Source organism: Micromonospora sp. NPDC005305 (genome assembly GCF_040607315.1).
In the GTDB taxonomy this organism is placed as follows: Bacteria; Actinomycetota; Actinomycetes; order Mycobacteriales; family Micromonosporaceae; genus Micromonospora.
Window position 1 is genome coordinate 146,082 of sequence record NZ_JBEXGL010000001.1, and the last position, 25,778, is coordinate 171,859.

Sequence of the window (25,778 nt, forward strand, 5' to 3'; positions counted from 1 at the left end):
GGTGGTGGACTCAGGGCGATGGCTGGAGCTCGTTCCGGTGCCGGGTCGTCTCGGCGTCACGGAGGGCTCGGGTGGTGACCCGGGAGGCGAGCGGGAGCGCGGCGAGCGCGAGTCCGAGGGCCGCCGCGACGAAGGTGGCGCGGATCCCCAGGCCGCGTCCGAGCAGGCCGCCCGCGAGGGCACCGAGGGGGACCACACCCAGGACGATCAGGCGGTAGGCGGCGGTGACGCGGCCGAGGAGTTCGTCGGGGACCGCCGCCTGGCGCAGGGTGCTCACGACGATCTGGTTCAGCGAGGTGGCCACGGCGGCGCAGAACATGCCGGCGAGGGCGAGGGGTGTGTGGTGGCCCAGGCCGAGGATGGCGTAGCTGGCGGCCGGGGTGAGTGCGGCGAGCCAGGTGGTGGGGCCGCCACCGATGCGGGGCACGACGTGTTCGGCGAGCAGTGAGCCGACGATCGCACCGGCGGCGGGAACGGCGACGAACAGGCCGTAGCGCGACATGGGCAGCTGGTACGGGCCGGTGATCAGCAGGACGAGCACCCCGCCCGTGGCCGAGCCAAAGAAGTTGATCGCCGCCGAGATGAACGCGACCCGGCGCAGCAGGTCATGGCGCCAGAAGTGGGCCCATCCGGAGCGGATGTCCTGGGTGATGGTGGTCGGGGTCGCGCGGCGGCGCTCCTGTTCCTCGCCGGTGGGGCGCAGCGCGGGCAGCAGCAGAGCTGCCAGACCGGCCAGGGCGAACGCGGCCGCGCCGGTGTAGAAGGCCGCTGCTGCCGCCAGCGCGAACAACGCCGCGCCAGCCGGCGGACCGATGAAGGTGTTGATGACCGACTGGGTCGCGAACAACCGGCCGTTGGCGCGTTCGAGCTGCTCGCGGGGCAGGAGACGGGGCGGGATGGTCAGGGCGGCGTTGTCGACCATCGTCTCGGCGCAACCGGCCAGGAACACCGCGGCGTAGAGCAGTGCGACGTGGCGCCATCCGTTGGTCAGGGCCACGGCGAGCAGCGCGAAGCCGGCCGCGCGCAGCCAGTTGCCGGCGGTGAGGATCCGGCGTCGGTCCACCCGGTCGGCCAGCGCGCCGGCGGGAAGGGTGGCGATCAGCCAGGGCAGGAACTGCACCACCGTCATGCCGGCCACCACGAGCGGGTCACGGGTCAGCGTGGCGACGAGCAGCGGCGCCGCGGCCTGCAGCAGCCCGTCGGCGAGGTTCGAGGACGCTTGGGACGCCCACAGTGCGGCGAACGGTCCGCGTGGGGCGGCGGCAGGCACGATCGGTCTCCCGGTGGTGTTCTCATGGGTGATTGGCTGATTGGGGATGAGCATGCCAGGGGGGCGGTCTCACATGCAATACTGCCTTCAGCCATGAGAGGAGCTGCTGGTGAGGTTCGGCCACATCGCGGGCGACCGCATGCTCGACCTGGTGAACACCGTTGCCTGGCGCCTCGGCGGGCGCGAACGCATCGAGCACCTGAGGACCTTCTCCGACGTCGTCGACTGGTGCGTCGAGTCCGACCTGATCAGCCAAGAGGAGGCCGTGGCCCTGCGCGATCTCGCCGGCCGGGACGACGCCCGGGCCGAGCGGGAGCGGCGACAGGTCATCGAGGCGCGCGAGAGGGCCTACGCGGCTCTCTTCGAGGATGACCCCGAGGCCGCCGCGGGCCTCGCCGACATGTACCGGGCGGCGATAGCCGCGGCCGACCTGGCCCGCGCGGGCGACCGCTGGCAGTGGCGGGACCGGGAAACCGACCTCCGCCTGCCCCGCGACCGCATCGTCCGCGGGCTCGTGGCGCTCACCCAGCGCGACGACCTCGACCGCCTCCACCAGTGCGAGGACGTCAAGTGCGGCTGGGTCTATCTCGACACGTCACCGCGGCGGAACCGCCGATGGTGCAACACGAAGGACTGCGGCGACCGCAACCGCGCCCGCGCCTACTACGCCCGGCAGAAGGCGAAGACCCCCCGGCCCTGATTCATTCGATCATCAGGACGCGGCCGTCGGTTCCTCGACCGTCACCGCGGCCTCGGTGCGGGAGTGGCGGGCGCTGATCACCGTCATGGCCCAGCCCGCCGCCGCGAACCCGGCCGCCGCCGCCCCGCCGATCAGCAGCAGCCGCCACGCCGACTCGGTCAGCGCGGCGCCGCCGAGGTGACCCACCATCGTCCCGTACGCGGCCCAGCAGATGGCCGCGGCCGCCTCGTAGAGGACGAAGAGGCGGTAGGGGTAGCGGCTGCGCCCCGCCGAGAAGCAGGCCGCCATCCTGCCCCCGGGCACGAACCGGCAGAGCAGGATCACCAGCGGTCCCGGTTCGCGCAGCCCACGGGTGACGCGGGAGGCGGCCCGCCGGGCCCGTCCCGGGGTGGCGTGTTTCGGCTCGCGACGGGTCGGGGCGGTCCGCCCGAGCAGATAGCAGGCGAGGTCGCCGGCGAAGACGCCGAGCGCGCCGACCGCGATGGTCAGCGGCAGGCTGAGCCCGCCGTAGACGGTCAGTGCCCCGCTGGTGATCATGACGACCTGGGTCGGCACCACCGGCACGAAGGCGTCGGCGATCAGCAGCGTGAGCAGCACCGCGTACGCCCAGGTGGGCGACGCGACGTCAGAGATGAGTTCGGCCACGACCGCCACCTCGCCGGAGTTCCCCGTTGTACCGCACCGAGCCTGACGCCGTGTCCCGCGCCACCGCGAGCAGCCCTGCCCGGCGGTGACGGCCGACACCCGCAGGCCACTGGTGTTCAACGATGCGGCGACGCCGAATGTGACGACCCGCCGGGGTGCCGCCGAGCGCCGGTGCGGGCGGCGGATCGCCGATCCGCGGCGTACCGTTGTCCGCGCGCGGCTCCGGAGGCGTCGGGTCCCCCGTTCCCGACGGCCGGACCGCCGCGGGTCGCCGGCAGGTCCCGTGCCGGCGACCCGCCCCCACCGCACCGGCTCCGGGTGCGTCGCGAAATCCAGGTGCGTCCGCGGATTCTCCGCGCGTACCGTCGCCGCATGCGCAGCGCGGTGGTGACCACGACGCCGGGAATCCCCGGCGCGCCGCACTGACGTTTCCGTCGACGAGGCCCCGGGGCGATCCGCTCCGGGGCCTCGCGGCGTTCCGGGTCTGTTCGCCTCCGGGTCGTACCCGATCAAGGAGAGCGACATGATCGACCACCGCAGGCTCGGCCGGGACCTGGAGCTGTTCGTCTCGGACCCGCTGGCCGGCGCCGGGCTGCCGATCTGGCTGCCGGCCGGGGCCGCCGCCCGGCACGCCGTCGAGGAGTACGTGCGGGAGTTGGAGCGCCGGGCCGGCTACCGGCACGTCTACTCGCCGCCGCTGGGCAAACGGGAGCTGTTCGAGCTGTCCGGTCACCTCGGCTACTTCGCCGACGACATGTTCCCGCCCCTGCGGTTGAGCGCCGACGACGAGTTCGTGCTGCGCCCCGCGCTCTGCCCGCACCACGCGCTGGTCTTCCGCGCCCGGGGTCGCTCCTACCGGGAGCTGCCGCTGCGGATCGCGGAGATCGGCGGGATGTACCGGGCGGAGCGCTCCGGGGTGCTGGGCGGGCTGTCCCGGGTGCGGGCCATCTCGCTCAACGACGCCCACAACTTCTGCGCCCTGGAGCAGGTGGGCGACGAGGTGCGCGAGATCCTCCGGCTGATCCGGGAGGCGCACGCGGCGCTCGGCGTCCGGCCGGCCGGGTTCCGGCTGTCGCTGCGCGGGCCGGGGGAGAAGTACGTGGGCGACGACGCCGACTGGGCGCGGGCCGAGGAGCTGCTCCGCGCCGCGCTCGACGGGGTCGACCACCACGAGGGCCCGGGCGAGGCCGCCTTCTACGGCCCGAAGATCGATATTCAGGTCGTGGACGCGGCCGGCCGGGAGTCGACCATCTCCACCGTCCAGCTCGACTTCGACAAGCCGGAGCGGTTCGACCTGTCGTACACCGACGCGGGCGGGCGCCGGAAGCGACCGGTCATGGTGCACCGGAGCCTGGTCGGCAGCATGGAGCGGCTCTTCGCGTACCTCATCGAGGTGCACGCGGGCGCCTTCCCGGCCTGGTACGCCCCGGTGCAGCTGGTGCTGCTGCCGGTGGACGACGGGCAGTCCGGCGCGGCCGTCGACCTGTGCCGCCGGGCCGAGGCGGCCGGGCTGCGCGCCGAGGTCGACCTGGCCGGCTCGCTGGGCGCCCGGATCCGTGACGCGGCCCGCCGGAAGGTCCCGTACGTCGGGGTGATCGGTCCCCGGGAGGCGGCCGAGGGCGGGGTCTCGCTGCGCCTGCGTGACGGGCGCGGGCTCGACCCGATGCCGGCGGCCGACACGCTGGCGCTGGTCGGCGGCGTGGTGGCCGCCCGCTCGGCCGACCTGCTCCCGCCGGCCTGACCGCCGACGGGTCGCTCCGGCCGGGTCGCCCCTCGTGGCGTCCACGTCAGCGCCCGGCCGGCGCGGCCGCCGGCTTTCCGGGTGGTCCGCCGCCGGGTCGTCCGGGTGGTCCGCCGCCGGGCCGTCCGGGCGGTCCGCCGGCCGGCAGCGGCGCGGCAGCCTCCTCGTCGACCACCGCCGCGCGGAACTGCGACCGGTACAGCTGGGCGTAGGGGCCGTTCGCGGCGACCAGTTCGTCGTGCGTGCCCTGCTCGACGATCCGGCCCTGGTCCATCATGAGGATCAGGTCGGCGTCGCGGATGGTGGAGAGCCGGTGCGCGATGACGAAGCTGGTCCGCTCGGTGCGCAGCGCCGCCATGGCCCGCTGGAGCAGCACCTCGGTGCGGGTGTCGACCGAGCTGGTCGCCTCGTCGAGGATGAGCAGCGACGGCTCGGCGAGGAACGCCCGGGCGATGGTGATGAGCTGCTTCTCACCGGCGCTGACGTTGCTGCCCTCCTCGTCGATCACGGTGTCGTAGCCGTCGGGGAGGCTGCGCACGAACCGGTCCACGAAGGTGGCCCGGGACGCGGCCAGGATCTCCTCCTCGGTGGCGGTCGGCCGCCCGTACGCGATGTTGTCCCGGATCGTGCCGCCGAAGAGCCAGGTGTCCTGGAGCACCATGCCGATCCGGCCGCGCAGCTCGTCCCGGCGCAGGGAGCTGATGTCCACCCCGTCCAGCGTGATCCGGCCGGCGTCCAGCTCGTAGAACCGCATGATCAGGTTGACCAGCGTGGTCTTGCCGGCGCCGGTCGGGCCGACGATGGCCACCGTGTGACCGGGCTCGGCCACCAGCGAGAGGTCGTCGATCAGCGGCTTGTCCGGGTCGTACCGGAAGGAGACGTGCTCGAACTCGACCCGGCCGGTGACCCGGGGCGGCGCGGGCCGGTCCGGTGCCTGCTCCTCGGCGTCGAGCACCTCGAAGACCCGCTCGGACGAGGCCACCCCGGACTGGAGCAGGTTGGCCATCGACGCGATCTGGGTGAGCGGCTGGGTGAACTGCCGCGAGTACTGGATGAACGCCTGCACGTCGCCCAGGCTCATCGAACCGGAGGCCACCCGGAGCCCGCCGACCACGGCGATCGCCACGTAGCTGAGGTTTCCCACGAACATCATCGCCGGCATGATGATCCCGGAGATGAACTGGGCCCCGAAGCTGGCCCGGAACAGCTCCTCGTTCTTGGCCGCGAAGGCGGCCTGCGCCTCGCGCTGCCGCCCGAAGACCTTGACCAGCTCGTGGCCGGTGTACGTCTCCTCGATCAGGCCGTTCAGCTCGCCGGTGTGCCGCCACTGGGCGATGAACCGGCGCTGCGACCGCTTGGCGATCTGCTGGGTGACCACCACCGACAGCGGCACCGCCACCAGGGCGACGAGGGCCAGCAGCGGCGAGATCCAGACCATCATGGCCAGCACGCCGACCACGGTGAGCAGCGCGCTGAGCAGCTGGCTGAGCGTCTGCGACAGGGTCTGCGAGATGTTGTCGATGTCGTTGGTGACCCGGCTCAGCAGCTCGCCGCGGGGCTGCTTGTCGAAGTAGGGCAGCGGCAGCCGGTTGAGCTTCTCCTCCACCTCGGCGCGCAGCCGCAGCACGGTGCGCTGCACCACCCCGTTGAGCAGCCAACCCTGCCACCACATCAGCAGGCTGGCGCCCAGGTAGAGGGCGAGCGCCAGGGTGATGGTGCGGGCCAACGCCGGGAAGTCGATGCCCGCTCCGGGCACGACGTCCATCCGGGCCAGCATGTCGGCGAAGTTGTCGTTGCCGGCGGCCCGGGCCGCCGCCACCGCCTGCTCCTGGGTGGTGCCGGCGGGAATCTGGCGACCCACCACCCCGGCGAAGATGAGGTCGGTGGCGTGCCCGAGGATTTTCGGCCCGATCACGCTCGCCCCGACGCTGGCCACCGCCAGGGTGATGATCGCGGTCAGCGAGAACCGGTGCGGCCGGAGGCGGCCCAGCAACCGGCGGGCGGACGGCCCGAAGTTCATCGACTTCTCCGCCGGCATGGCGGCGCCCATCCACGGCGGACCGCCGCCGCCGCGCCGGGCGGCCGCCGCGGGCAGCCGCTGCGGCGGCCCCCCGTCGGCCTTCGCCTCCGGCGCCGGCTTCTGCCCGGGTACGGGGGTCACGCGGTCACCTCCGCGGTCTGCTGGGACGCCACGATCTCGGCGTACGTCGGGCAGGTCACCAGCAGGTCGTCATGTCGTCCCATCCCGACGACGCCCCCGTCCTCGAGCACGATGATCTGGTCGGCGTCGACGATCGTGGACACGCGCTGCGCCACGATCACCACCACCGCGTCCGCGGTGACCGGCCTCAGCGCGGCCCGCAGCCGGGCGTCCGTGCCGAGGTCGAGCGCGGAGAAGGAGTCGTCGAAGAGGTAGATCTCCGGCTGGCGGACCAGCGCGCGGGCGATCGCGAGCCGTTGTCGCTGGCCGCCGGAGACGTTGGTGCCGCCCTGCGCGATCGGCGCCTCCAGGCCGCCCGGCATCTCCGCGACGAAGTCGCGGGCCTGGGCGATCTCCAGCGCCGACCACAGTTCGGCGTCGGTCGCGTCCGGGTTGCCGTAGCGGAGGTTGCTCGCGACGGTGCCGCTGAACAGGTACGGCCGCTGCGGCACCAGCCCGATCCGGCGCCACACCTCGTCGGGCTCCAGCAGCCGCACGTCCACCCCGTCGACCAGCACGGCACCGGCGGTCGGGTCGACCAGCCGGGGAATCAGGGTGAGCAGGGTCGTCTTGCCGGCTCCGGTGGAGCCGATGATGGCCGTGGTCCGGCCGGGGCGGGCCTGGAACGAGATGTCGTGCAGCACCGGCGCGCTCGCCCCGGGGTACTGGAAGGCGACCCGGCGGAACTCCAGCTCGGCGCGGCGGGTCATGGCGATCATCGGTTCGACCGGCGGCACCACCGACGAGTCGGTGTCCAGCACCTCGACGATCCGTTCGGCGCAGACCGCCGCGCGGGGCACCATCATCAGCATGAAGGTGGCCATCATGACGGCCATGAGGATCTGCATCAGGTACTGCAGGAAGGCGGTGAGCGCGCCGACCTGGATCTGACCGGAGTCCACCCGTTCCGCGCCGAACCACAGCACCGCGACGCTGGAGACGTTCAGCACCAGCATGACCACCGGGAAGATCAGGGCCTGGAGCCGGCCGATCCGCAGGGCGGTCGCGGTGAGGTCGGTGTTCGCCACCCGGAAGCGCTCGGTCTCGTACGGCTCGCGGACGAAGGCCCGGACCACCCGGATGCCGGTGATCTGCTCGCGCAGCACCCGGTTGACCGTGTCGATCCGTGTCTGCATGAGCCGGAAGCCCGGGACCATCCGCCGGGTGATCAGGCCGAGCGTGATCGCCAGGACCGGCACGCAGACCAGCATCAGCCAGGAGAGCCCCACGTCCTCCTGGAGCGCCATCACCACGCCGCCGACGCTCATGATCGGCGCGGCGACCAGCATGGTGCAGCTCATCAACACCAGCATCTGCACCTGCTGGACGTCGTTGGTGTTCCGGGTGATCAGCGAGGGCGCCCCGAACCGGGCCACCTCGCGGGCCGAGAAGCTGTTGACGTGCGCGAAGATGCCGGCCCGGACGTCCCGGCCGAAACCCATGGCGGTCTTCGCGCCCAGGTAGACGGCGACGATCGAGCAGGCGATCTGGAGCAGGCTGACGAGCAGCATCCAGCCGCCCGTACGCATGATCTGGTCGGTGTCGCCGAGGGCCACGCCCCGGTCGATGATGTCGGCGTTGAGGCTCGGCAGGTAGAGCGACGCCATCGTGCCGACGAACTGGAAGGCCACCACCGCGGCCAGCAACCGCCGGTACGGGCGCAGGTGGGTACGGAGCAGGCGGATCAGCACGGACGGCTCCCCGATGGGTCTTCGGTGTCGGACTCGCTGTTCCGGTTCAACCGGCGAAGGTCCCCATCGGACATGCTCGTGATGATTTCCGTGAGGAACTCCCGGATCACCGCCTGCTTCGCCGGGTCCGCGTCGACCGAGGTCAGCGGCCGGTTGCTGTGGATCAGGTCGATGATGGCGAGGGCGTGCTCTCGGCCCTTGTCGGTCAGGCTGAGCTGCACGCTGCGCCGGTCGTCGGGGTCCCGCCGCCGGGCCACGAAGTCGTCGCGCTCCAGGGTGTCGACGATGCCGGTGAGGGTGGCCGGCCGGACGAAGCACCGCTCCGCCATCTCCCGGTGGCTGCTGTCGCCGGCCCGCAGCAGGACGAGCAGCACCCGCATGCCGGCGGAGGTGAGCCCGTGGTGTTCCGCGAGGTAGCGGCCCCAGTGCTGCTCGACGATGTGCCCGGCGATCGAGACGAGCCGGCCGAGCGGCGCGTGCTGGAGCGCGTCGGGGAAGCGGACGAGCGGTCCCATGTTCACGGGCGTCAGGTTAGCCCCCGAACCATCAGGCCCCAAACTATTTACGCCGTCAGCCGAACACCGCCAGGGCGGCGGCGAAGAGTGCCTGGAGCGCCGTCGGGGGTGCCGAGCCATCTTGTCAATGGCAAGTTAGAGTGGTGTCCATGAGCCAGTCCCGCGCGTACCACCACGGCGACCTGCGCCGCGCCCTGCTCGACGCGGCGGTGGAGGTGATGGCCGAGTCCGGCCCGACCGCGCTGAGCCTTCGCGACCTGGCCCGCCGGGCCGGCGTCTCGCACGCCGCGCCCGCCCACCACTTCGGCGACAAGGCCGGGCTGCTCACGGCGCTCGCCGCGCAGGGCTTCGAGCTGCTGGCCGAGGCGCTGCGCGACGCCGGCGACGACCTCATCGACACCGGTGTGGCGTACGTGGGGTTCGCGGTCCGGCGCCGGGCGCACTTCGAGGTGATGTTCCGCCCCGACCTCTACCGGGCCGACGACCCCGAGGTGGTAGCCGCCCGGACCCGGGCCGGCGAGCTGCTGCGCTCCGGCGTGGCCCGGCGCACCGGCCGGGGGCCGGACGTCGACGCGCTGGCGGCCTGGTCGATCGTGCACGGCTTCGCCACGCTCTGGCTCTCCGGCGCCCTGCCGCCCCGGGTCGGCCCGGACCCGGAGGCCGCCGCCCGCACCGTGATCAGCCGGCTCTTCCCCTGACGGGGCCGGGCCCCTCGGCGCGGGACCCGGCCCCCGGGATCACCAGCTCGTCGGCAGCGGCATGCCCTCGGTGTAGCCGGCGGTGCTCTGCACGCCCACCAGGGCCCGCTCGTGGAACTCCTCCAGGTTGCGCGCGCCCGCGTAGGTGAACGCGCTACGCACCCCGGAGATGATCTCGTCGATCAGGTCCTCGACGCCCGGCCGGGCCGGGTCCAGGTACATCCGGGCCGAGGAGATGCCCTCCTCGAAGATCGCCTTCCGGGCCCGGTCGAACGCGCTGTCCTCGGCGGTCCGGGCGCTCACCGCGCGCGCCGAGGCCATGCCGAAGCTCTCCTTGTAGCGCCGGCCGTCGGCGTCGGTGTAGAGGTCGCCGGGGGACTCGTAGGTGCCGGCGAACCAGGAGCCGATCATGACGTTCGAGGCGCCGGCCGCGAGCGCCAGCGCCACGTCCCGCGGGTGACGGACGCCGCCGTCGGCCCACACGTGCCGGCCCAGGGAGCGGGCCGCCGCGGCGCAGTCGAGCACCGCGGAGAACTGTGGGCGGCCCACGCCGGTCATCATCCGGGTGGTGCACATGGCGCCCGGCCCGACGCCGACCTTGATGATGTCGGCGCCCGCCTCGACCAGGTCGCGTACGCCGTCCGCCGTGACCACGTTGCCCGCCGCCACCGGAACCCCGGGGTCGAGCTTGCGGACCATCCGCAGCGCCGAGATCATCCGCTCCTGGTGCCCGTGCGCGGTGTCCACCACGAGGGTGTCCACCCCGGCCTCCAGCAGGGCGGCCGCCTTGCCGGTCACGTCGCCGTTGATGCCCACCGCCGCGGCGACGCGCAGCCGGCCCCGGTCGTCCACGGCCGGCTTGTAGAGCGTGGCGCGCAGCGCGCCCGACCGGGTCAGCACCCCGACCAGGCGACCCTCGGCGTCCACCACCGGGGCGAGCCGCCGCCGGCCCGCCGAGAGCCGGTCGAAGCCGGTGCGCGGGTCCGCGTCCGCCGGCACGGTGTGCAGATCGGTCGACATCACGTGCCGGAGCTGGGCGAAGCGGTCCACCCCGACCGTGTCCGCCTCGGTGACCACGCCCAGCGGGCGGCCGGCCTCGTCCACCACGACCACGGCGCCGTGGGACCGCTTCGGCAGCAGGTGGATGGCGTCGCCGACGGTGTCCGTGGGGCCGAGCGTGATCGCGGTGTCGTGCACCAGGTGCCGCTGCTTGACCCAGGCGACGACGTTCGCCACCACCTCGATCGGGATGTCCTGCGGGATGACCGCGATGGCACCGCGCCGGGCCACCGTCTCGGCCATCCGCCGGCCGGCCACCGCGGTCATGTTCGACACGACCAGCGGGATGGTGGTGCCCGTGCCGTCGGCCGCGGCCAGGTCGACGTCGAGCCGGGAGCCCACCTCGGAACGGTTGGGCGCCATGAAGACGTCGTTGTAGGTCAGGTCGTGCGCGGGAACCGCGCCATGAAGGAACCGCACCCGGCCATCATTCCTGCTCGCGGTCGGTCCCGCCGCCGCTGGTGGCCCAAACCACCCCGGCCGGCGGGACCGCCACCCGCCGTCAGGAGATGGTGCAGATGGCCGCGCCGGCCGTGATCACCGCGCCGACCTCGGCGGACAGGCCGCTGACCGTGCCGGCCTTGTGGGCGTGCAGGGGCTGCTCCATCTTCATGGCCTCCAGGACCACCACCAGGTCGCCCTCGGCCACGGTGTCCCCGTCCGCCACGGCGATCTTGACGATGGTGCCCTGCATGGGCGAGGTGAGCGCGTCGCCGCCGACCGCGGCGCCGGCCTTGGCGCCGCCGCCCCGGCGGGCCGGCTTCTTCCCGGTGGGCGCGGCGGTCGCCGTACCCGCGCCGAGGCCGGCCGGGAGGCTGACCTCCAGCCGCTTGCCGCCCACCTCGACCACGACGGTCTCGCGCTCGGCCGGGCCCTCGACGGCGCCGGCGGGAGCGGTGAAGGCCGGGACCGTGTTGTGCCACTCCGTCTCGATCCACCGGGTGTGCACGGTGAACGGCTCGGCCGCGAACGCCTCGTCGCGGACCACCAGGCGGTGGAAGGGCAGCGCGGTGGCCATGCCCTCGACGACCATCTCGTCCAGCGCGCGGCGGGCCCGCTCCAGCGCCTCGGTGCGGGTCTCGCCGATGATGATCACCTTGGCCAGCAGCGAGTCGAAGTTGCCGCCGATCACGTCGCCGGCCGAGACGCCGGTGTCCACCCGCACACCCGGGCCGGTGGGCAGCCGCAGCGCCGTGATGGTGCCCGGGGCCGGCAGGAAGTTGCGGCCCGGGTCCTCGCCGTTGATCCGGAACTCGATGGCGTGCCCGCGCGGCGTCGGGTCCTCGGTGAACCGCAGCTTCTCGCCGTCGGCGATGCGGAACTGCTCACGGACCAGGTCGATGCCGGCGGTCTCCTCGGTCACCGGGTGCTCCACCTGGAGCCGGGTGTTGACCTCCAGGAAGGAGATGATGCCGTCGGCGCCGACCAGGTATTCCACCGTGCCGGCGCCGTGGTAGCCGGCCTCCCGGCAGATCGCCTTGGCGCTGTCGTGGATCTGCCGGCGCTGGGCCTCGGTGAGGAACGGCGCCGGGGCCTCCTCGACCAGCTTCTGGTGCCGGCGCTGGAGCGAGCAGTCGCGGGTGCCCACCACGATCACGTTGCCGTGCTGGTCGGCCAGGACCTGCGCCTCGACGTGGCGGGGCTGGTCCAGGTAGCGCTCGACGAAGCACTCGCCCCGGCCGAACGCGGCGACCGCCTCGCGGGTGGCCGACTCGAACAGGTGCGGGATCTCCTCCATGGTGCGGGCCACCTTGAGGCCGCGCCCGCCGCCGCCGAAGGCCGCCTTGATGGCGACCGGCAGGCCGTGGTCGACGGCGAAGGCCATCACCTCGTCGGCGTTGCCGACCGGGTCCGGGGTGCCGGGGACCAGGGGCGCGCCGGCCCGCTGGGCGATGTGCCGGGCGGTCACCTTGTCGCCCAGGTCGCGGATCGCCTGCGGGGTGGGGCCGATCCAGGTCAGCCCGGCGTCGATGACGGCCTGGGCGAAGTCGGCGTTCTCGGAGAGGAAGCCGTAGCCGGGGTGCACCGCGTCGGCGCCGGCCGTGGCGGCCACGTGGATCAGCTTGTCGATCCGCAGGTAGCTGTCGGCCGCCGTGTCGCCGCCCAGGGCGTACGCCTCGTCGGCGAGGGTGGCGTGCAGGGCGTCCCGGTCGGAGTCCGCGTAGACGGCGACGCTCGCCAGGCCGGCGTCGCGGCAGGCGCGGATGACGCGGACGGCGATCTCGCCGCGGTTGGCGATGAGTACCTTGCGCACCTTGGTGGCTCCTCCCGAGGTCGTTGCCGGGAGTGTATCGGCCGGGGGATTCGGCCCTAACGATCGCTCAGTGTGGGATGCCGCACTGTAGTCAAATTTGGCTATTACGCTTGTCCGGTGTCGGCAACACGGATGATGATTCTGGGCCTGGTGCGGTGGATGCAGCCGGTGCACGGCTACGACGTACGCCGCGAGCTGCTGAGCTGGAGCGCGGACAAGTGGGCCAACGTGCAACCCGGTTCGATCTACCACGCCCTGCGCAAGCTCACCGACGAGGGCCTGCTCCGGACCGTCTCCGTCGAGCAGGTCGGCGCCCGCCCCGCCCGCACCACCTACGAGGTGACGCCGAAGGGGGACGAGGAGTTCGAGACCCTGCTGCGGGCGCAGTGGTGGCAACTCAACGAACCGCCCGACCCGTTCGTGGCGGCCTTCTCGTTCCTGCCGGCCATGCCGCGCGACGAGGCGGCGGCGGCGCTGCGCAACCGGGCGAACCTCATCCGCGCCGGCGTCGAGTCGATGCGCGCCTCGCTGGACTCGGACTGGGTGCGCAACCGCAAGCCGGTGCACGTCGGCTGGATGTTCGAGCTCTGGCTGGCGCGGGCCGAGGCCGACATGGCCTGGTGCGAGCGGATCGCCGAGCGGATCGAGTCCGGAGTGTCGTACCTGCCTGCTGGGCTGGAGCAGGCCGAGGGATGGTCCGGCTGGACGGCCGGCGCTCCTGACGCGGAATAATCAACGTTGACCACAAGAGTTATATCGCGTTAGTCTCTGCGCGAGCCGTGGGGAAGCCGTGCGTCCTCCTCGCGGACCATCGGCGGCCGGTCGTGTCCGGCCCGGAGGACCAGGAGCAGACATGATCGAGACCAGGGGGCTGCGGAAGTCGTTCCGCTCCCGCGCGGGTCGCGAGACGAAGACCGTGGACGCGGTCCGTGGCGTCAACCTCGAGGTGGCCGAGGGGGAGATCTTCGGTTTCCTCGGCCCCAACGGCGCCGGCAAGACCACCACCCTGCGGATGCTCGCCACCCTCATCGAGCCGGACGGCGGCGAGGCCACCATCGCGGGCGCCGACCTGCGCAAGGACCCGGCCGAGGTGCGCCGGCGCATCGGCTACGTGGCCCAGGGCGGCAGCACCTGGGACGAGTCCACCGCCCGGGAAGAGCTGGTGCTGCACGCCCGGCTCTACGGCATCGGCAAGGCCGACGCGCACCGCCGCGCCACCCGCGCCCTGGACGCCTTCCAGCTCAGCGAGTACGCCGACCGCAAGTGCAAGACCTACTCCGGCGGCCAGCGCCGGCGGGTCGAGATCGCGCTCGGCATCATCCACGAACCGAAGATCGTCTTCCTGGACGAGCCGACCACCGGCCTCGACCCGCAGAGCCGGGCGCACATGTGGGACGAGATCCGCCGGCTGCGCAGCGAGGGCATGACCGTCTTCATCACGACGCACTACCTCGACGAGGCCGACGCGCTCTGCGACCGGATCGCGATCATGGATCACGGCGAGGTGGTCGCGGAGGGCACCCCGGCCGAGCTGAAGCGCGAGATCTCCGGCGAGGTGGTGCTGGTCGGCCTCGACGCCGCCACCACACCGCACGCCGCCGAACTGCTCGACACCGAGGCGTACGTCAGCAAGCTGGAGACCGCCGACGAGGGCGGCCTGCGCCTCTACGTCGAGGAGGGCGCCACCGCCATCCCGCAGGTGCTGCGCCGCCTCGACCACGCCGGGCTGGAGCTGCGCTCGATCGAGCTGCACCGCCCCAGCCTCGACGACGTCTTCCTCACCAAGACCGGCCGCTCGCTGCGCGAGTCCTGAGCATCGGGAGCACTGTCATGAAACTCGCCCGCGACACCTGGCTGATCTTCCAGCGGCAGATCCAGCTGCTGCTGCGCAACCCCGTGTGGGTCTTCGTCGGCGTCTTCCAGCCGGTGATGTACCTGCTGCTCTTCGCCCCGCTGCTCAAGCCGGCGCTCAACGCGCCGACCCAGGCCGCCGCGTACAAGATCTTCGTGCCCGGCCTGCTCGTGCTGCTGGCCATCTTCGGTGGCCTGTTCCAGGGCTTCGGCCTGATCGCCGAGCTGCGCGCCGGGGTCATCGAGCGGTCCCGGGTCACCCCGGTCAGCCGCCTCGCCCTGCTGCTCGGCCGCTCGCTGCGGGACGTGGTCTCGCTGGTCGCGCAGGCGGTCATCATCACCCTGCTGGCGCTCCTGTTCGACCTGCGCGTCTTCATCGGCTACCTGCTGCTCGCGTACCTGATGCTGGCCCTCATCGCGCTCATGACCTCGGCCGTCTCCTACGGCGTCGCACTCAAGGTCAAGAGCGAGGACGCGCTGGCCCCCCTCATGAACACCGTGGCCCAGCCGGTGCTGCTGCTCTCCGGCATCCTGCTGCCGCTGACCTTCGCCCCCGGTTGGCTCCAGGGCGTCGCCAAGTGGAACCCGTTCTCCTGGTCGGTCGACGGCGTCCGGGCGCTCTTCGCCGGTGACCTGAGCAACGACAAGGTCTGGCAGGGCCTCACGATCGTCGCGGTGCTCGCCGTCGCGGGCGTGTTCTGGGCGGCGCGGCAGTTCGCGCGCAGCGTCCGCTGACCCGACGAGAGCTGCCTCTCACCTGGGCGGGGTGCCGGCCGGCCGCAAGTACCGTAAGGCCGGTGCCCCGCCTCACCCGTGACCGGACGACCTGGCTGACCTACGCCCAACTGGGACTGTGGGGCTTCTTCCTCTACGGGTTCGGTCCGATCGTCCCGCTGCTCCGCGACGAGCAGGGCACCAGCGCCGCCGTCGCCGGCCTGCACAGCACCGGGATCGCCGTCGGAGCGCTGGCCGGCGGGGCGCTCTTCGCGCCCGCCGCCCGCCGCCTCGGCCGCGGCCCGGCCATCTGGCTCGGCCTCGCCGGCGTGGCCGCCGGCGTCACCGCCCTCGGCCTGCTCCACCCGCTGCCCGCCACCATCGCCGCCGTCGCGGTGATCGCCACCTTCGGCATGATGGTGATCAGCGGAGTCAGCGTCGTGATCACCGCCCACCACGGGTCCGCCGCACCCGCCGCGCTCACCGAGGCCAACGCCGCCTGCGCCGGCATGGGCATCCTCGCGCCGCTGGTCATCGGCGCGACCGTGGACGCCGGCCTCGGCTGGCGGCCGGCGATGGCCGCCGAGGTCGGGCTGATCACCCTGGTCGCCCTCGCCGCCCTGACCTTCCGGGTACGCCTGCCGAAAACCGCCCCCGCTACCGCGGCTGCCGCCAACCCGTCCACCTCGCCGCCCGCTCCCTCCGCGCGGCCGATCTTGGACACTTACCGTTCGCCGCGAACGGAAACTGTCCAAGATCCCGCCCGTGGGGCGCCTGGGCCCGCCGTTTCGGGGCGGCTGCCGCGGGCCTACTGGATCGCGTGGGTGCTCATGTCGGTCACCGGGTCGATCGAGGTCTGCCTGTCGCTCTGGACCGCGGACGTGCTCCGTACCCACGCCGGCCTCGACGCCGGCGGAGCGTCGGCGGCCGTCGCGGCGATCGTCTGCGGCATGTTCGCCGGTCGGCTGGCCGGTGGCCGGCTCGCGCTGCGCTGGCCGCCGGTGCCGCTGCTGCTCGCCGCGCTGGGCGTCTCCCTGGCCGGGTTCGCGCTGTTCTGGTCCGCCCCGGTCGGCTGGCTGGCCGTGACCGGCCTGGTCGTGCTCGGGCTGGGCAACGCCCTGCACTACCCCCTGGCGATCTCCATCGCCCTCGCCGCCGCCGGACCGGCCGCGGACAAGGCGGCCGGCTGGGCGTCGTACTCGATGGGAGTGGGCTTCGGGATCGCCCCCGTCGCGCTCGGCTGGGTGGCCGACGGCGTCGGCCCGCACCTGGCCTTCCTGCTCCTGCCCGGCTTCATCGCCGCCGCCATGCTGCTCACCGTGCGCCTCGGCCGCGCCCTGCGCGTGCCCTCACCCGCCGACGACCGCACCCCGGCCCCCGCCGCGACCTCTTGATCGACTCCAGCTCGGCGACGTGGCGGTGTCCGAGCCTGCTGGACACCGCCACGTCGGCGTGCTGGTTCAGAGCACCCGGGCCAGGGTCACGCCGTCGGCGATGGGGAGCATGACGACCTCGACACGGACGTCGGCGAGGATCTCGTCGTTGAAGGCGGCGATCGCCCGGTCGTCGGCGTTCTGCGGGGCGAGCACCCGCCCGCCGCGCAGCGTGTTGTCCACCGCGATCACCGCACCCGGACGCATCCGGGGCACCAGTTCGTCCCAGTAGACCGGGTAGCCGACCTTGTCGGCGTCGATGAACGCGAAGTCCAGGTAGCGCTCCTGCGGCAACTCCCGGAGGGTGTCCCGGGCCGGACCGATCCGCAGCTCGATCCGGTCCTGCACACCCGCGCGGGTCCAGTACCGCCGGGCCACGCCGGTGTACTCCTCGGAGATGTCGAAGCAGGTCAGGCGACCGCCCTCGGCGAGGCCCCGGGCGATGGCCAGCGAGGACAGCCCGGTGAACGTGCCCACCTCCACCGCCTGCCGGACACCGAGCAGCCGGGTCAGGAAGGTCAGGAACGCGGCCTGCTCCGGCGCGACCTGCATGTCCGCCTGGGCGGGAAGGGCGGTGCGGGTCTCCTCGGCCAGCTCCCGGACGATCTCGTCGGGGGCGGATCCGTGCGCCACGAGGTACGCGTGGAGTTCCGGGGTCAGCGGCAACGGCTTCGTGCTCATGGTCGGACGTTAGCCGAGATGTTCGATTTCCTGGCCCCCCGGCGCGACCTTCGTCCACAGGTCGGTGATGTTCAGGCCCAACTCGGCGAGGAGACCGCGCAGCAGCGGCAGGGAGAGCCCCACCACCGTGCCCGGGTCGCCCTCGATGCCGGTCAGGAACGCCCCACCCAGCCCGTCGATGGTGAACGCCCCGGCCACAGCCAGCGGCTCACCCGTCGCCACGTACGCGGCGACCTCCGCATCGCTGATGTCGGCGAAGTGCACAGTGGTCGAGGCGACCCCCTCCGCGCGCGCCTCGTGCACCGCGTCGAGCAGGCAGTGGCCCGTGTGCAGCACCCCGCTGCGCCCGCGCATCCGCTGCCACCGCCGGGTAGCGTCCGCCGCGTCCGCCGGCTTGCCCAGAATCTCCCCGTCGAACGCCAGCACCGAGTCGCAGCCGAGCACCAGCGTCCGCTCGTCCGCGTCGGGGCGCAGCCGGCCCCGCACCGCCTGCGCCTTCAGCCGGGCCAGCTCCAGGCACAGATCCTCGGCGCGGTCGCTGACCACCTGCGACTCGTCGACGCCGCTGACCAGCACGTCGGGCTCGATCCCGGCGGCCTGGAGCAACTTGCGGCGGGCGGGACTCTGCGAGGCGAGCACGAGGCGCAGCGGAACGGAGGTCGACATCCCACCGACGCTACCGGCTGATCCGCGGCGGCGGGTCGTCACCACGTCGGCGGCGGCGCCAGACCAGGTAACCACCGCCGGCCGCCAGCAGCACGCCCAGCGTCACCAGGCCGCGGGCGGTGGAGTTGCCGTCGTTCTCCTCCTCGGCCGCGGTCGCCGGGGGCGCGGTGACCGACGGCGTTTCGAAACCGAGTGGGGGGACGTCGGCGGTGAGGGCGGCGACCAGGTCTATGACGCCGAAGCCGTACTCGTCGTCGCGGCCTGGTGGACCCTTGTCGATCGCGGTGGCAGTCAGGCGGTGGGCGACCTCTTGCGCGGGGAGGTTGGGGTACTTGGAACGGATCAGTGCAGCGGCACCGGCCACGATGGCAGTGGCACTTGAGGTGCCGGTTCCCTTCGAGTACTTGCCTCCGTAGCTGGTGCTGTAGATGTCGACGGCAGGAGCTACGAGGTCGACCTCAGGACCCGAGACTGAAACGGTTGCGTGCTCGCCTAGACGATTAGTGCCTCCAACTGCAATGACTCCCTGCTCCGTGGCGGGATAGCCGACGTAGGAGTCCTCAGGCGCATTTCCCGCAGCCGCAACCAACACTACATCCGCGGATATAGCAGCCTTGACTGCTTGGATCAGCTCAGGGCTTGATCCTCCGCTGCTGGGCACGCAGAGCACATCGGCGCCGTTTGCGACTGCATAGTTTATGGCGGCTGCCAGATCATCTGCTGCCCCCATATTGTCGGCCCCAGACGATTGGATCGGTAGAATTTCAGCTTTGGGGGCAATTCCCAGAGCACCCGTTCCATCGCTCTGGCCATGCGCGGCGATTAGACCAGCCATGCTCGTTCCATGGCTGTTTGCATCCCTGCGTCCGTCACCAGACTCGCCAGGGATAGTCGTTGTGCCGACCAGCAAGTTCTTCCGGAGGTCTGGGTGTGGATCGACTCCGGTATCGGCGACGGCTACTACCACGCCCTCGCCTCGGCTTATCTGGTTCGCCTCGCTCACTTTCAGGTAACCGAGGTGCCATTGGTCGTCCCGGATGCGTGCAGCCGCACCAGGGCTGGCCCCACTAATAATGGGAAGATTGAGCGAGGCTGTGCCGGAAAGTATCAGCGTTCCGATTGCAAGAGTAAGTCCTGCTCTCACCGGTCGAAGCCAATTGCCGGACCGGGATTGATTGGGCCATCCTCCTCGGGCGGCAACATCACTGGGCTAACACCCTGCTCCGTCTCCCAGGGATTGTTGGGGTCCCAGGTTCTAGTGTCCTCCGCCTCTCTTTCACACCGACGGTTCGGGTTGTGGCTACCGCCTGCCGGAGGGGAGCCACCGATCGGGAAAGGGCCATTCGCTCCGTTGAATTGCGCGGCCCGTCTGCCACCCGGCCTGGAACCGGCGGCGCCGCTTGGCGCAGTGCCGGCACCGCCTCCGCCGATGACGCCGCCAATCGGGTTGATGCGGCGTGGGGACCCCGAGCCGATTGGTTGGCTAATGCCCCCACCAGGTAGACCTCCGATCATGCCGCTGGGCGGCAACGGCCGAGAGGTGCCTGGCTGCGTCAAGCGAGGAGACGCGTTTTGTGGCTCATTTATTCGAAGGTTGGGCGGGGCGGTCGGACCTTCGATGCGAGCCGGAGGAGTTCTTCCGATGCCCGTGGTTGGAGGAAAGGCGGATTGTGAAGCAGCGCCAGGTGTCGGGCCCGGCGATGCAGTGCTGGGCAGGCTTGACTGAGGCGGTGCCGGAGCAAGCCCCGGGCCAGCCCCGCCTAGTACTGGCCCGGCCCCTACCGCTGGGGGGTTCGGGGGCGTCACGGGCGAGGCTGCCGGACTAGAAGCCGTTGCAGGCCGCGTGGGAGAGAGGTTGCCTCCCGACGATGCGACAGGCATAGGGATGACCGGAGGGATCAGAGGCGGGGCTTCGCGGTACACATCTGGGTCGTTCGTCTGGCGGCCTGGTCGAATTGGTGCTGGTGGGCGTTGGAGCATCACTTGGGCTTGTTGGAGTTCGCCGCTCAACCCCGTCATCAGGCCGCGCGCCCGCACGTTCAGCTGCTCAAGGTCCGCGTCCGTCACCGGGGGCTTCTCCGGCAGCCTGCTCCCCGCCACGGCCTTCGGGTCGGCGAGCACCGCCTCGTACGCCTGCTTCTGTCGCACCTTCTCCGCGTACTCGTCGAAGAGCGGCTTGAGCTCGGCGCGGGTGCTGCCGATGGCGCGGGTGGCGGCGGCGAGCGCGTCGTAGTTCGCGGCGGCGGCGTCGTGGGTGCGCTGCACCTGGTCGATGAGCTGGTCGAGTTCGCCGAGGTACGCGCGCGCGGCGGCGTTGGTTTCCGGCGGCCACGCCTCGGCGAGCCCGCGCCGGTATTCTCGCAACCGGCTGACGTGGGCCAGGGCGAGGTCGCAGACCTTGCGCCAGCCGGCGACCTGCTTCCACTGGCCGGTGGTGTCCTGGTCCTGGAGGCACGCCCACATGCTGAGCACGTCCATGAGGCGCCAGTCGGTGAGCCCGGAGGTGCGCCCGCTGCCCCGTTCGATCACGGCAGGACCACCCGGCCCTGGTCGGTTGCCGTGGGATCGGTCAGCGGCGGCACCGGGCGGGCGGTCGTCGCGGACGGGGTGGCCAACGCCCGTTCCACGTCGGTGACCCGGGCCGAGGAGAAGGCGTCCGAGTCGCCGTAGGTCGTCGCGATGTGGCCGGCGGCGCCGGCGAGCCGGCCGGTGGCCGGGGCCAGGTCCCAGACCATGGTGACGGTGGCCTTCTGGGTCTCGTGGTGGGCCTGGAGGAACTGGACCAGCTCGATGAACGCGTCGGCCGGGTTGGGGACCGGGGCCTTCATGTCGTCGGCGATGTACGACAGGTGGGGCGCGTAGTTGCGGGTGACCTCGTCCTGGAGCCGGTCGGCGAACTCGCGCATCCGTCGGATGTCGGCTTCGATGCCGCCGTAGTCACGCAGCCAGCCGGCCGGCTGGTTGTCCTCCGGGATCATCGACCCTCCCTGCCCGTCACCGCACGGTTTCCCTGAGTGAGGTTAATCGCTCGGCGCGGATCCCGGCAGTCCTGATGCGGGGCTGCGTACCCGGGAAGGTCAGCGGGGGAGGCCGGAGGCGCGCCACGCGCCGGGGCCGGCGGCCGGCGTGGCGCCGGCCGGGCGGGCGCTGCGCGCCCACTGCGACACCGTGGTCGGTGCGGGGGCCGCGGCCGGTCGGGCCCGCACCACGATCGCGCCGACCAGGGCGGCCAGTTCCTCGGCGGTGGGCACGCCGCGGACGATCCGGAACAGCGGCTCTTCGGCAGACATGCCGACAGGGTACGCGTCCAGAACTTGACCTTCACCGCACAGTGGCGTGCCGCCGGTGTACGAGTCCGGGCTGCCGGGTACGGTTTCCGGGATGTCTAGCGCGCTTCCCCAACTCGTCGCCGACCGGTACCGGCTCATCTCGCCGCTCGGCCAGGGCGGCATGGGTCGGGTGTGGAAGGCGCGCGACGAGGTACTGCACCGCGACGTGGCGATCAAGGAACTCGTCCCGCCGCCCAGCCTCACCCCGGAGGAGCGCCGCGAGATGCGGGAACGCTCGTTGCGGGAGGCCCGGGCCATCGCCCGGCTCAACAACGTCAACGTGGTCCGCATCTTCGACGTGCTGCGCACCGACGGCGATCCGTGGATCGTCATGGAATACGTGCCGTCGAAGTCGTTGCAGGACGCCATCGCCGAGGACGGCCCGGTGTCGGCGGCGAAGGCCGTCGAGATCGGTCTGGGGGTGCTGGGCGCGCTGAAGGCCGCGCACAAGGCCGGCATCATGCACCGCGACGTGAAGCCGGGCAACGTGCTGCTCGGCGACGACGGGCGTGTGGTGCTCACCGACTTCGGCCTGGCCACCATCCCGGGCGACCCGAACGTCACCCGCACCGGCATGGTGCTGGGCTCGCCCGCGTACATCGCGCCGGAACGGGCCAAGGACGGCACGGCGGGCCCGGAGGCCGACCTGTGGTCGCTGGGCGCCACGCTCTACGCGGCCGTGGAGGGCAAGTCGCCGTACGCCCGGCCGTCGGCGATCGCCACCCTCGCCGCGCTCGCCACCGAGCCGCTGCCGCCGCCGAAGAACGCCGGGCCGCTGAAGCCGGTGCTCCAGGGCCTGCTGCGCAAGGACCCGGAGGAGCGGATCACCGCCGAGATCGCGGAGCGCATGCTGCGCAAGGCCGCGGGGCGACGGGCCAAGGGCATCCCGCTGCTGGACGGCGTACGCCGGCCGGGGCCGAACGGCCCCCGCGGGCCGCGCCCGCCGCTGGTGCCGGCGCCGCGTCCGGCCGACGAGCAGGCCGAGCGGCCGGCGCCGCCGGCCCCGCGCAAGCCCGACGAGGGTACGTCCGCGGCTGCCGTCGCCGGTGCCGCGGCGGTGGCCGACGCCACGGCGAAGGTGCCGGCCGGCTCCGACGCCGCGCCGACCGCCAAGGTGGCCCCGCCGGTCGCCGAGCCGACCACCAAGCTCGACGACCCGCCGCCGGTCGACGTGACCCGGGTGGACGGTGCCGATCCGGCGCTCGACGAGACGCGGCTGGACGGCGAACCGGTGGTGGCGCCGCCGGCTCCGCCGAAGAACCCGACCTCCGTGCTGGCCGAGCCGGTCAGCCCGGCGCCGTCGGCGGGTCGGGCGGTGGTGGTCCCGGGCACGAAGCCGGAGCGCAACCGGCGCAACCTGCTGATCGGGGCGCTGGTCCTGGTGCTGCTGGTCGGCCTCGCGGTGGCCGTGCCGCTGCTCAACCGCGGTGACGATGACCGGGACGGTGGTGGCCAGCAGGCCGCCGCCACCTCGCCGGCGGCGGCTCCGCCCGGGCCGGGGACCAGCGCCGCGCCGACCTCGGCCGCGCCGAGCAGCGCCGCGCCCAGCCCCACCCCGTCCGCGACTCCCTCGGCGTCGGCGTCCGCCGGCGCCCTGCCCGCCGGTTGGCACTACTACAAGGGCTCGAACGGCTTCCAGGTGCCGATCCCCAACGGCTGGCAGGCCCGGCCCGGCAACCGGCAGGTCGTCCTCTACGAGGTCGGCGGGGCCCGCCGCGTGCTCTTCATCCAGTGGACCGACTCGCCCAAGAAGGACGCGTACGCGGACTGGCAGGCCCAGGAGTCGAGCCGGCGGAACTACGTCGACAACTACAAGTTGGTCGGGATCACCCGCTGCGACGGCTACTACCGCACCTGCGCCGACTGGGACTGGTTGGAGACGCGCAACGGCGGCACCCGCTTCCACGTGCGCAACCGGGGCGTGGCCACGGCCAGCAACCGGGGCTACGCCCTGCGCTGGGAGGTCCCGGCGAACGCCTGGGAGGCCAACCTGGCCGGCTGGGAGATCATCACCAAGGGCTTCAAGCCCGACCGGTCGAACTGACCCGGTAATCCCGCCGTTGCGAAACTGACTCGCATGGCCTTCCGTCCTCGGGGGTATTGAGACCCTCGACGACGGAAGGAGGTACGACATGGGTTACCGACGCAAGGACACCGGTCCCCGGCTGGCGCTGTGGATGCTGGTCGCCCTCGGGGACGTGGTCCTGCTGCTGATCAGCGCCGGTCTCTCGGCGCCGGTCGCGGTGCTCGGTGTCGTCGCCCTCGCCGTTGCGGGGGTGGCGACGTGGCGGCTGGCCCGCCGGACCACTCTGGCCGGGCGGGGCGCGGTCCCCGTGCCGGTCGGCTCGCGACGCAGGGCGTGACCCGGGCGGTCAGAACGGCAGTGGCGGCAGCCGGACCAGCTATCGACCTCGGTCGTAGCCGATCCCGCTGCCGCCGACTGGCGACCGTCAGGGCTGGTCAGGTGTTGTTGGCCAGGGCGATCAGCCGGGTCCGGTCGCCGTTCCAGTAGTTGCGGTCGACGTTGCCGCTGATCCCGGAGACGGCGCCGGTGCTGGTGTACTGCCAGAAGCTCCAGAACGGGGCGCCGGCCGGCAGGGCGCCCACCGTGCTGGACCACCGGGCGACCCACAGCGGGTGGTTGGCCCACGGCGCGGTCCAGCTGCCGGTGCACTGGTTCCACCAGCTGGTGGTGGTGTAGATGACGGCGTACCGGCCGGTGCGGGACCGGTAGGTGTTGAGGAAGTCCTGGACCCAGTTGCGCATGCCGGTCGTGGTCAGGCCGTAGCAGTAGCCGCCCGCGTACGGGTTGGCCTCCAGGTCGAGGGCGGCGGGCAGCGTGCGGCTGTCGGCGGACCAGGCGCCGCCGTTGGAGGCCAGGTAGTTGGCCTGGGTCGAGCCGGCGGAGATGTTCGGCCGGGCGAAGTGGTACGCCCCGCGGATCACCCCGGCGTTGTAGGCGTTGACGTAGTTCGCGTTGAAGTTCGGGTCCTTGTAGCTCGTGCCCTCGGTGGCCTTGATGAAGGCGAACTGGATCCCGGCGTTCCGCACGCTGGTCCAGTTGATGCTGCCCTGGTAGCGCGACACGTCGATGCCGGGGGTGGTGGCCGCGGCGGCCGGTCCGGCGGTCGCGAACAGGGCCGCCGCCGCGGTGGCGGCGACGGTCAGGCCGGCGGCGAGCAACCGGCGCACGGAGAGTCTGGTACGTGCCATCGATGCCTCCAAGGACGTCCAATGATTGACGCCTATCTTTGGAGGTAAGTGCCCTAGATCGCAAGAGGGCTTAAAGAATTTTTCATAGACGATCGTCGTCGCCTCGGTGCCCCGGGCGGGAAGGTTCAGCGAAGGGAATCGGGGTCGATCGACCAGCGGAAGGGCTGGGAGAGGGCCAGCGTCTCACCCGCCTTGGCGACCCGGTCCTCGACGTAGCGCGCGCCGTGCGAAGGGCTCCAGCGGAGCGGCACTCACCGGCGTTCACTCCCGACCCGATCGCCACCCGAGCAGTCTCACAGCTTACGAGGCTGCATCGGTCGAACGAGACAGCTCGGGCCGGTAGGCTCCCCGCCCATGCCCCTGATCGACGGCCTCACCACCCTCTGGGACAAGCTGCTCGGCGCCCAGCCGGACCCGCCGCCGCTGCTGGTGCTGCTCACCGCCGTCGTCGCGGTGGTGGTGGTCGCCACCCGGTTGCCCTGGCGGATCGCGCGCAACGCCGTGACCATCGCCCACGAGGGTGGCCACGCGCTCGTGGCCCTGCTGACCGGCCGGAAGCTGCGCGGCATCCGGCTGCACTCGGACACCTCGGGCCTCACCCTCTCCGCCGGCCGCCCCTCCGGCCCCGGAATGATCCTCACCCTGCTCGCCGGATACGTGGCCCCGTCGCTGATCGGTCTCGCCGGGGCGTGGCTGCTCGCCGGCAACCGCATCACCCTGCTGCTCTGGGTGGCGGTGGTGCTGCTGCTGGCCATGCTCGTGATGATCCGCAACGTCTTCGGCGTGCTGTCGCTGCTGGTCACCGGCGGCGTGGTGCTGGCCGTCTCCTGGTACGCCGCGCCGCAGGTGCAGGCGGCGTTCGCCTGGACGTCGGTCTGGTTCCTCCTCTTCGGCGGCGTCCGCCCGGTGATCGAGCTGCAACGGCTGCGCAGCCGGGGGCGGATGCCCGAGTCCGACGCGGACCAGCTCGCCCGGCTCACCCCGTTCCCGCCGCTGTTCTGGGTGACCGTGTTCCTGCTGGTCAGCCTGGCCGCGCTCGGCGCCGGCGCGCTGCTGCTGGCCGGCCCGATCCTCACCGACGCCGGTTTGACCGTCTGAGCCGCACCTCGCCCGCCCTT

The 25,778-nt window shown here is 72.2% G+C and carries 23 protein-coding genes; 10 read left to right on the forward strand and 13 right to left on the reverse strand.

The window, feature by feature from the left end; genetic code table 11:
• Positions 1-10: 10 nt before the first annotated feature.
• Entirely contained in the window at positions 11-1,270 is a 1,260-nt protein-coding gene (locus ABZS80_RS00715; protein WP_355053787.1) for an MFS transporter, read from the reverse strand.
• A gap of 109 nt (positions 1,271-1,379) precedes the next feature.
• Here ABZS80_RS00715 and ABZS80_RS00720 point away from each other — a divergent pair, with 109 nt between their 5' ends.
• Entirely contained in the window at positions 1,380-1,970 is a 591-nt protein-coding gene (locus tag ABZS80_RS00720) for a CGNR zinc finger domain-containing protein (protein WP_355053788.1), read from the forward strand.
• Positions 1,971-1,982: 12 nt separating this feature from the next.
• Here the strand turns inward: ABZS80_RS00720 and ABZS80_RS00725 are convergent, their stop codons facing one another.
• A complete protein-coding gene (locus tag ABZS80_RS00725) occupies positions 1,983-2,615 on the reverse strand; it encodes a VTT domain-containing protein (protein ID WP_355053789.1) in 633 nt (210 codons plus the stop codon).
• Between the two features lie 523 nt (positions 2,616-3,138).
• On the opposite strand from ABZS80_RS00725, the gene thrS reads away from it, so the two are divergent.
• A complete protein-coding gene (gene thrS, locus ABZS80_RS00730) occupies positions 3,139-4,356 on the forward strand; it encodes a threonine--tRNA ligase (RefSeq protein ID WP_355053790.1) in 1,218 nt (405 codons plus the stop codon).
• Between the two features lie 46 nt (positions 4,357-4,402).
• Here the strand turns inward: thrS and ABZS80_RS00735 are convergent, their stop codons facing one another.
• The 3 genes from ABZS80_RS00735 to ABZS80_RS00745 form a co-directional block, all read right to left on the reverse strand.
• Positions 4,403-6,406 carry an ABC transporter ATP-binding protein gene (locus ABZS80_RS00735; RefSeq protein ID WP_355054179.1) on the reverse strand — a complete coding sequence of 668 codons (2,004 nt, stop codon included), beginning with the start codon at positions 6,404-6,406 and terminating at the stop codon, positions 4,403-4,405.
• A 107-nt stretch (positions 6,407-6,513) separates the two neighbouring features.
• A complete protein-coding gene (locus ABZS80_RS00740) occupies positions 6,514-8,247 on the reverse strand; it encodes an ABC transporter ATP-binding protein (RefSeq protein ID WP_355053791.1) in 1,734 nt (577 codons plus the stop codon).
• Positions 8,241-8,762 (reverse strand): MarR family winged helix-turn-helix transcriptional regulator, encoded by a 522-nt coding sequence (locus ABZS80_RS00745; protein WP_355054180.1) that lies wholly within the window; start codon positions 8,760-8,762, stop codon positions 8,241-8,243. Before ABZS80_RS00745 ends, ABZS80_RS00740 begins: the two co-directional genes overlap by 7 nt.
• 149 nt (positions 8,763-8,911) lie before the next feature.
• Here ABZS80_RS00745 and ABZS80_RS00750 point away from each other — a divergent pair, with 149 nt between their 5' ends.
• Positions 8,912-9,460, forward strand: a complete 549-nt coding sequence (locus ABZS80_RS00750; RefSeq protein WP_355053792.1) for a TetR/AcrR family transcriptional regulator — start codon at positions 8,912-8,914, stop codon at positions 9,458-9,460.
• A gap of 39 nt (positions 9,461-9,499) precedes the next feature.
• Here the strand turns inward: ABZS80_RS00750 and ABZS80_RS00755 are convergent, their stop codons facing one another.
• Both ABZS80_RS00755 and ABZS80_RS00760 read right to left on the reverse strand, forming a co-directional pair.
• On the reverse strand, positions 9,500-10,939 hold the full coding sequence (locus ABZS80_RS00755; RefSeq protein WP_355053793.1) for a GuaB1 family IMP dehydrogenase-related protein: 1,440 nt from the start codon (positions 10,937-10,939) through the stop codon (positions 9,500-9,502).
• 82 nt (positions 10,940-11,021) lie between these two features.
• Positions 11,022-12,773 (reverse strand): biotin carboxylase N-terminal domain-containing protein, encoded by a 1,752-nt coding sequence (locus ABZS80_RS00760; protein ID WP_355053794.1) that lies wholly within the window; start codon positions 12,771-12,773, stop codon positions 11,022-11,024.
• A 132-nt stretch (positions 12,774-12,905) separates the two neighbouring features.
• On the opposite strand from ABZS80_RS00760, the gene ABZS80_RS00765 reads away from it, so the two are divergent.
• The 4 genes from ABZS80_RS00765 (at position 12,906) to ABZS80_RS00780 (ending at position 16,732) form a co-directional block, all read left to right on the forward strand.
• Positions 12,906-13,505 (forward strand): PadR family transcriptional regulator, encoded by a 600-nt coding sequence (locus ABZS80_RS00765; RefSeq protein ID WP_355054181.1) that lies wholly within the window; start codon positions 12,906-12,908, stop codon positions 13,503-13,505.
• A 121-nt stretch (positions 13,506-13,626) separates the two neighbouring features.
• On the forward strand, positions 13,627-14,586 hold the full coding sequence (locus ABZS80_RS00770; RefSeq protein ID WP_355053795.1) for an ATP-binding cassette domain-containing protein: 960 nt from the start codon (positions 13,627-13,629) through the stop codon (positions 14,584-14,586).
• A gap of 17 nt (positions 14,587-14,603) precedes the next feature.
• Complete coding sequence (locus ABZS80_RS00775) at positions 14,604-15,359, forward strand: ABC transporter permease (RefSeq protein ID WP_151462198.1); 756 nt, start codon at positions 14,604-14,606, stop codon at positions 15,357-15,359.
• A gap of 62 nt (positions 15,360-15,421) precedes the next feature.
• Complete coding sequence (locus tag ABZS80_RS00780) at positions 15,422-16,732, forward strand: MFS transporter (RefSeq protein WP_355053796.1); 1,311 nt, start codon at positions 15,422-15,424, stop codon at positions 16,730-16,732.
• A gap of 66 nt (positions 16,733-16,798) precedes the next feature.
• Here the strand turns inward: ABZS80_RS00780 and ABZS80_RS00785 are convergent, their stop codons facing one another.
• The 5 genes from ABZS80_RS00785 to ABZS80_RS00805 all read right to left on the reverse strand — a co-directional run bounded on the left by ABZS80_RS00785 (position 16,799) and on the right by ABZS80_RS00805 (position 21,408).
• Positions 16,799-17,452, reverse strand: a complete 654-nt coding sequence (locus ABZS80_RS00785) for an O-methyltransferase (protein ID WP_355053797.1) — start codon at positions 17,450-17,452, stop codon at positions 16,799-16,801.
• 9 nt (positions 17,453-17,461) lie between these two features.
• The gene (locus tag ABZS80_RS00790) at positions 17,462-18,118 is read right to left on the reverse strand and encodes a Maf family protein (RefSeq protein WP_151465334.1); all 657 of its coding nucleotides are present in this window, start codon (positions 18,116-18,118) and stop codon (positions 17,462-17,464) included.
• A gap of 10 nt (positions 18,119-18,128) precedes the next feature.
• The gene (locus tag ABZS80_RS00795) at positions 18,129-19,193 is read right to left on the reverse strand and encodes a S8 family serine peptidase (RefSeq protein ID WP_355054182.1); all 1,065 of its coding nucleotides are present in this window, start codon (positions 19,191-19,193) and stop codon (positions 18,129-18,131) included.
• Positions 19,194-20,643: 1,450 nt separating this feature from the next.
• Entirely contained in the window at positions 20,644-21,096 is a 453-nt protein-coding gene (locus tag ABZS80_RS00800; protein WP_355053798.1) for a hypothetical protein, read from the reverse strand.
• 99 nt (positions 21,097-21,195) lie between these two features.
• Positions 21,196-21,408, reverse strand: a complete 213-nt coding sequence (locus ABZS80_RS00805; RefSeq protein ID WP_355053799.1) for an acyl-CoA carboxylase subunit epsilon — start codon at positions 21,406-21,408, stop codon at positions 21,196-21,198.
• 91 nt (positions 21,409-21,499) lie between these two features.
• Between ABZS80_RS00805 and ABZS80_RS00810 the strand changes: the two genes are divergently transcribed.
• Both ABZS80_RS00810 and ABZS80_RS00815 read left to right on the forward strand, forming a co-directional pair.
• Positions 21,500-23,491, forward strand: coding sequence for a serine/threonine-protein kinase (locus ABZS80_RS00810; protein WP_355053800.1), 1,992 nt, complete (start codon positions 21,500-21,502; stop codon positions 23,489-23,491).
• An 88-nt stretch (positions 23,492-23,579) separates the two neighbouring features.
• A complete protein-coding gene (locus ABZS80_RS00815; RefSeq protein ID WP_355053801.1) occupies positions 23,580-23,810 on the forward strand; it encodes a hypothetical protein in 231 nt (76 codons plus the stop codon).
• A 97-nt stretch (positions 23,811-23,907) separates the two neighbouring features.
• Here ABZS80_RS00815 and ABZS80_RS00820 read toward each other — a convergent pair whose 3' ends face one another.
• The gene (locus ABZS80_RS00820; RefSeq protein WP_355053802.1) at positions 23,908-24,660 is read right to left on the reverse strand and encodes a GH25 family lysozyme; all 753 of its coding nucleotides are present in this window, start codon (positions 24,658-24,660) and stop codon (positions 23,908-23,910) included.
• Between the two features lie 354 nt (positions 24,661-25,014).
• Here ABZS80_RS00820 and ABZS80_RS00825 point away from each other — a divergent pair, with 354 nt between their 5' ends.
• Positions 25,015-25,758: a M50 family metallopeptidase gene (locus ABZS80_RS00825; RefSeq protein WP_355053803.1), complete on the forward strand. Its 744-nt coding sequence runs from the start codon at positions 25,015-25,017 to the stop codon at positions 25,756-25,758.
• Positions 25,759-25,778 lie beyond the last annotated feature (20 nt).

What these genes read in the sequence shown, in the direction of transcription:
- thrS (WP_355053790.1), top strand. Translation starts at nt 3,139, where the DNA reads ATGATCGACCACCGCAGGCTCGGCCGGGACCTGGAGCTGTTCGTCTCG.
- ABZS80_RS00735 (WP_355054179.1), bottom strand. Translation starts at nt 6,406, where the DNA reads ATGGGCGCCGCCATGCCGGCGGAGAAGTCGATGAACTTCGGGCCGTCC.
- ABZS80_RS00745 (WP_355054180.1), bottom strand. Translation starts at nt 8,762, where the DNA reads ATGGGACCGCTCGTCCGCTTCCCCGACGCGCTCCAGCACGCGCCGCTC.
- ABZS80_RS00750 (WP_355053792.1), top strand. Translation starts at nt 8,912, where the DNA reads ATGAGCCAGTCCCGCGCGTACCACCACGGCGACCTGCGCCGCGCCCTG.
- ABZS80_RS00765 (WP_355054181.1), top strand. Translation starts at nt 12,906, where the DNA reads ATGATGATTCTGGGCCTGGTGCGGTGGATGCAGCCGGTGCACGGCTAC.
- ABZS80_RS00770 (WP_355053795.1), top strand. Translation starts at nt 13,627, where the DNA reads ATGATCGAGACCAGGGGGCTGCGGAAGTCGTTCCGCTCCCGCGCGGGT.
- ABZS80_RS00775 (WP_151462198.1), top strand. Translation starts at nt 14,604, where the DNA reads ATGAAACTCGCCCGCGACACCTGGCTGATCTTCCAGCGGCAGATCCAG.
- ABZS80_RS00785 (WP_355053797.1), bottom strand. Translation starts at nt 17,452, where the DNA reads ATGAGCACGAAGCCGTTGCCGCTGACCCCGGAACTCCACGCGTACCTC.
- ABZS80_RS00790 (WP_151465334.1), bottom strand. Translation starts at nt 18,118, where the DNA reads ATGTCGACCTCCGTTCCGCTGCGCCTCGTGCTCGCCTCGCAGAGTCCC.
- ABZS80_RS00800 (WP_355053798.1), bottom strand. Translation starts at nt 21,096, where the DNA reads ATGATCCCGGAGGACAACCAGCCGGCCGGCTGGCTGCGTGACTACGGC.
- ABZS80_RS00805 (WP_355053799.1), bottom strand. Translation starts at nt 21,408, where the DNA reads ATGTCTGCCGAAGAGCCGCTGTTCCGGATCGTCCGCGGCGTGCCCACC.
- ABZS80_RS00810 (WP_355053800.1), top strand. Translation starts at nt 21,500, where the DNA reads ATGTCTAGCGCGCTTCCCCAACTCGTCGCCGACCGGTACCGGCTCATC.
- ABZS80_RS00815 (WP_355053801.1), top strand. Translation starts at nt 23,580, where the DNA reads ATGGGTTACCGACGCAAGGACACCGGTCCCCGGCTGGCGCTGTGGATG.
- ABZS80_RS00820 (WP_355053802.1), bottom strand. Translation starts at nt 24,660, where the DNA reads ATGGCACGTACCAGACTCTCCGTGCGCCGGTTGCTCGCCGCCGGCCTG.
- ABZS80_RS00825 (WP_355053803.1), top strand. Translation starts at nt 25,015, where the DNA reads ATGCCCCTGATCGACGGCCTCACCACCCTCTGGGACAAGCTGCTCGGC.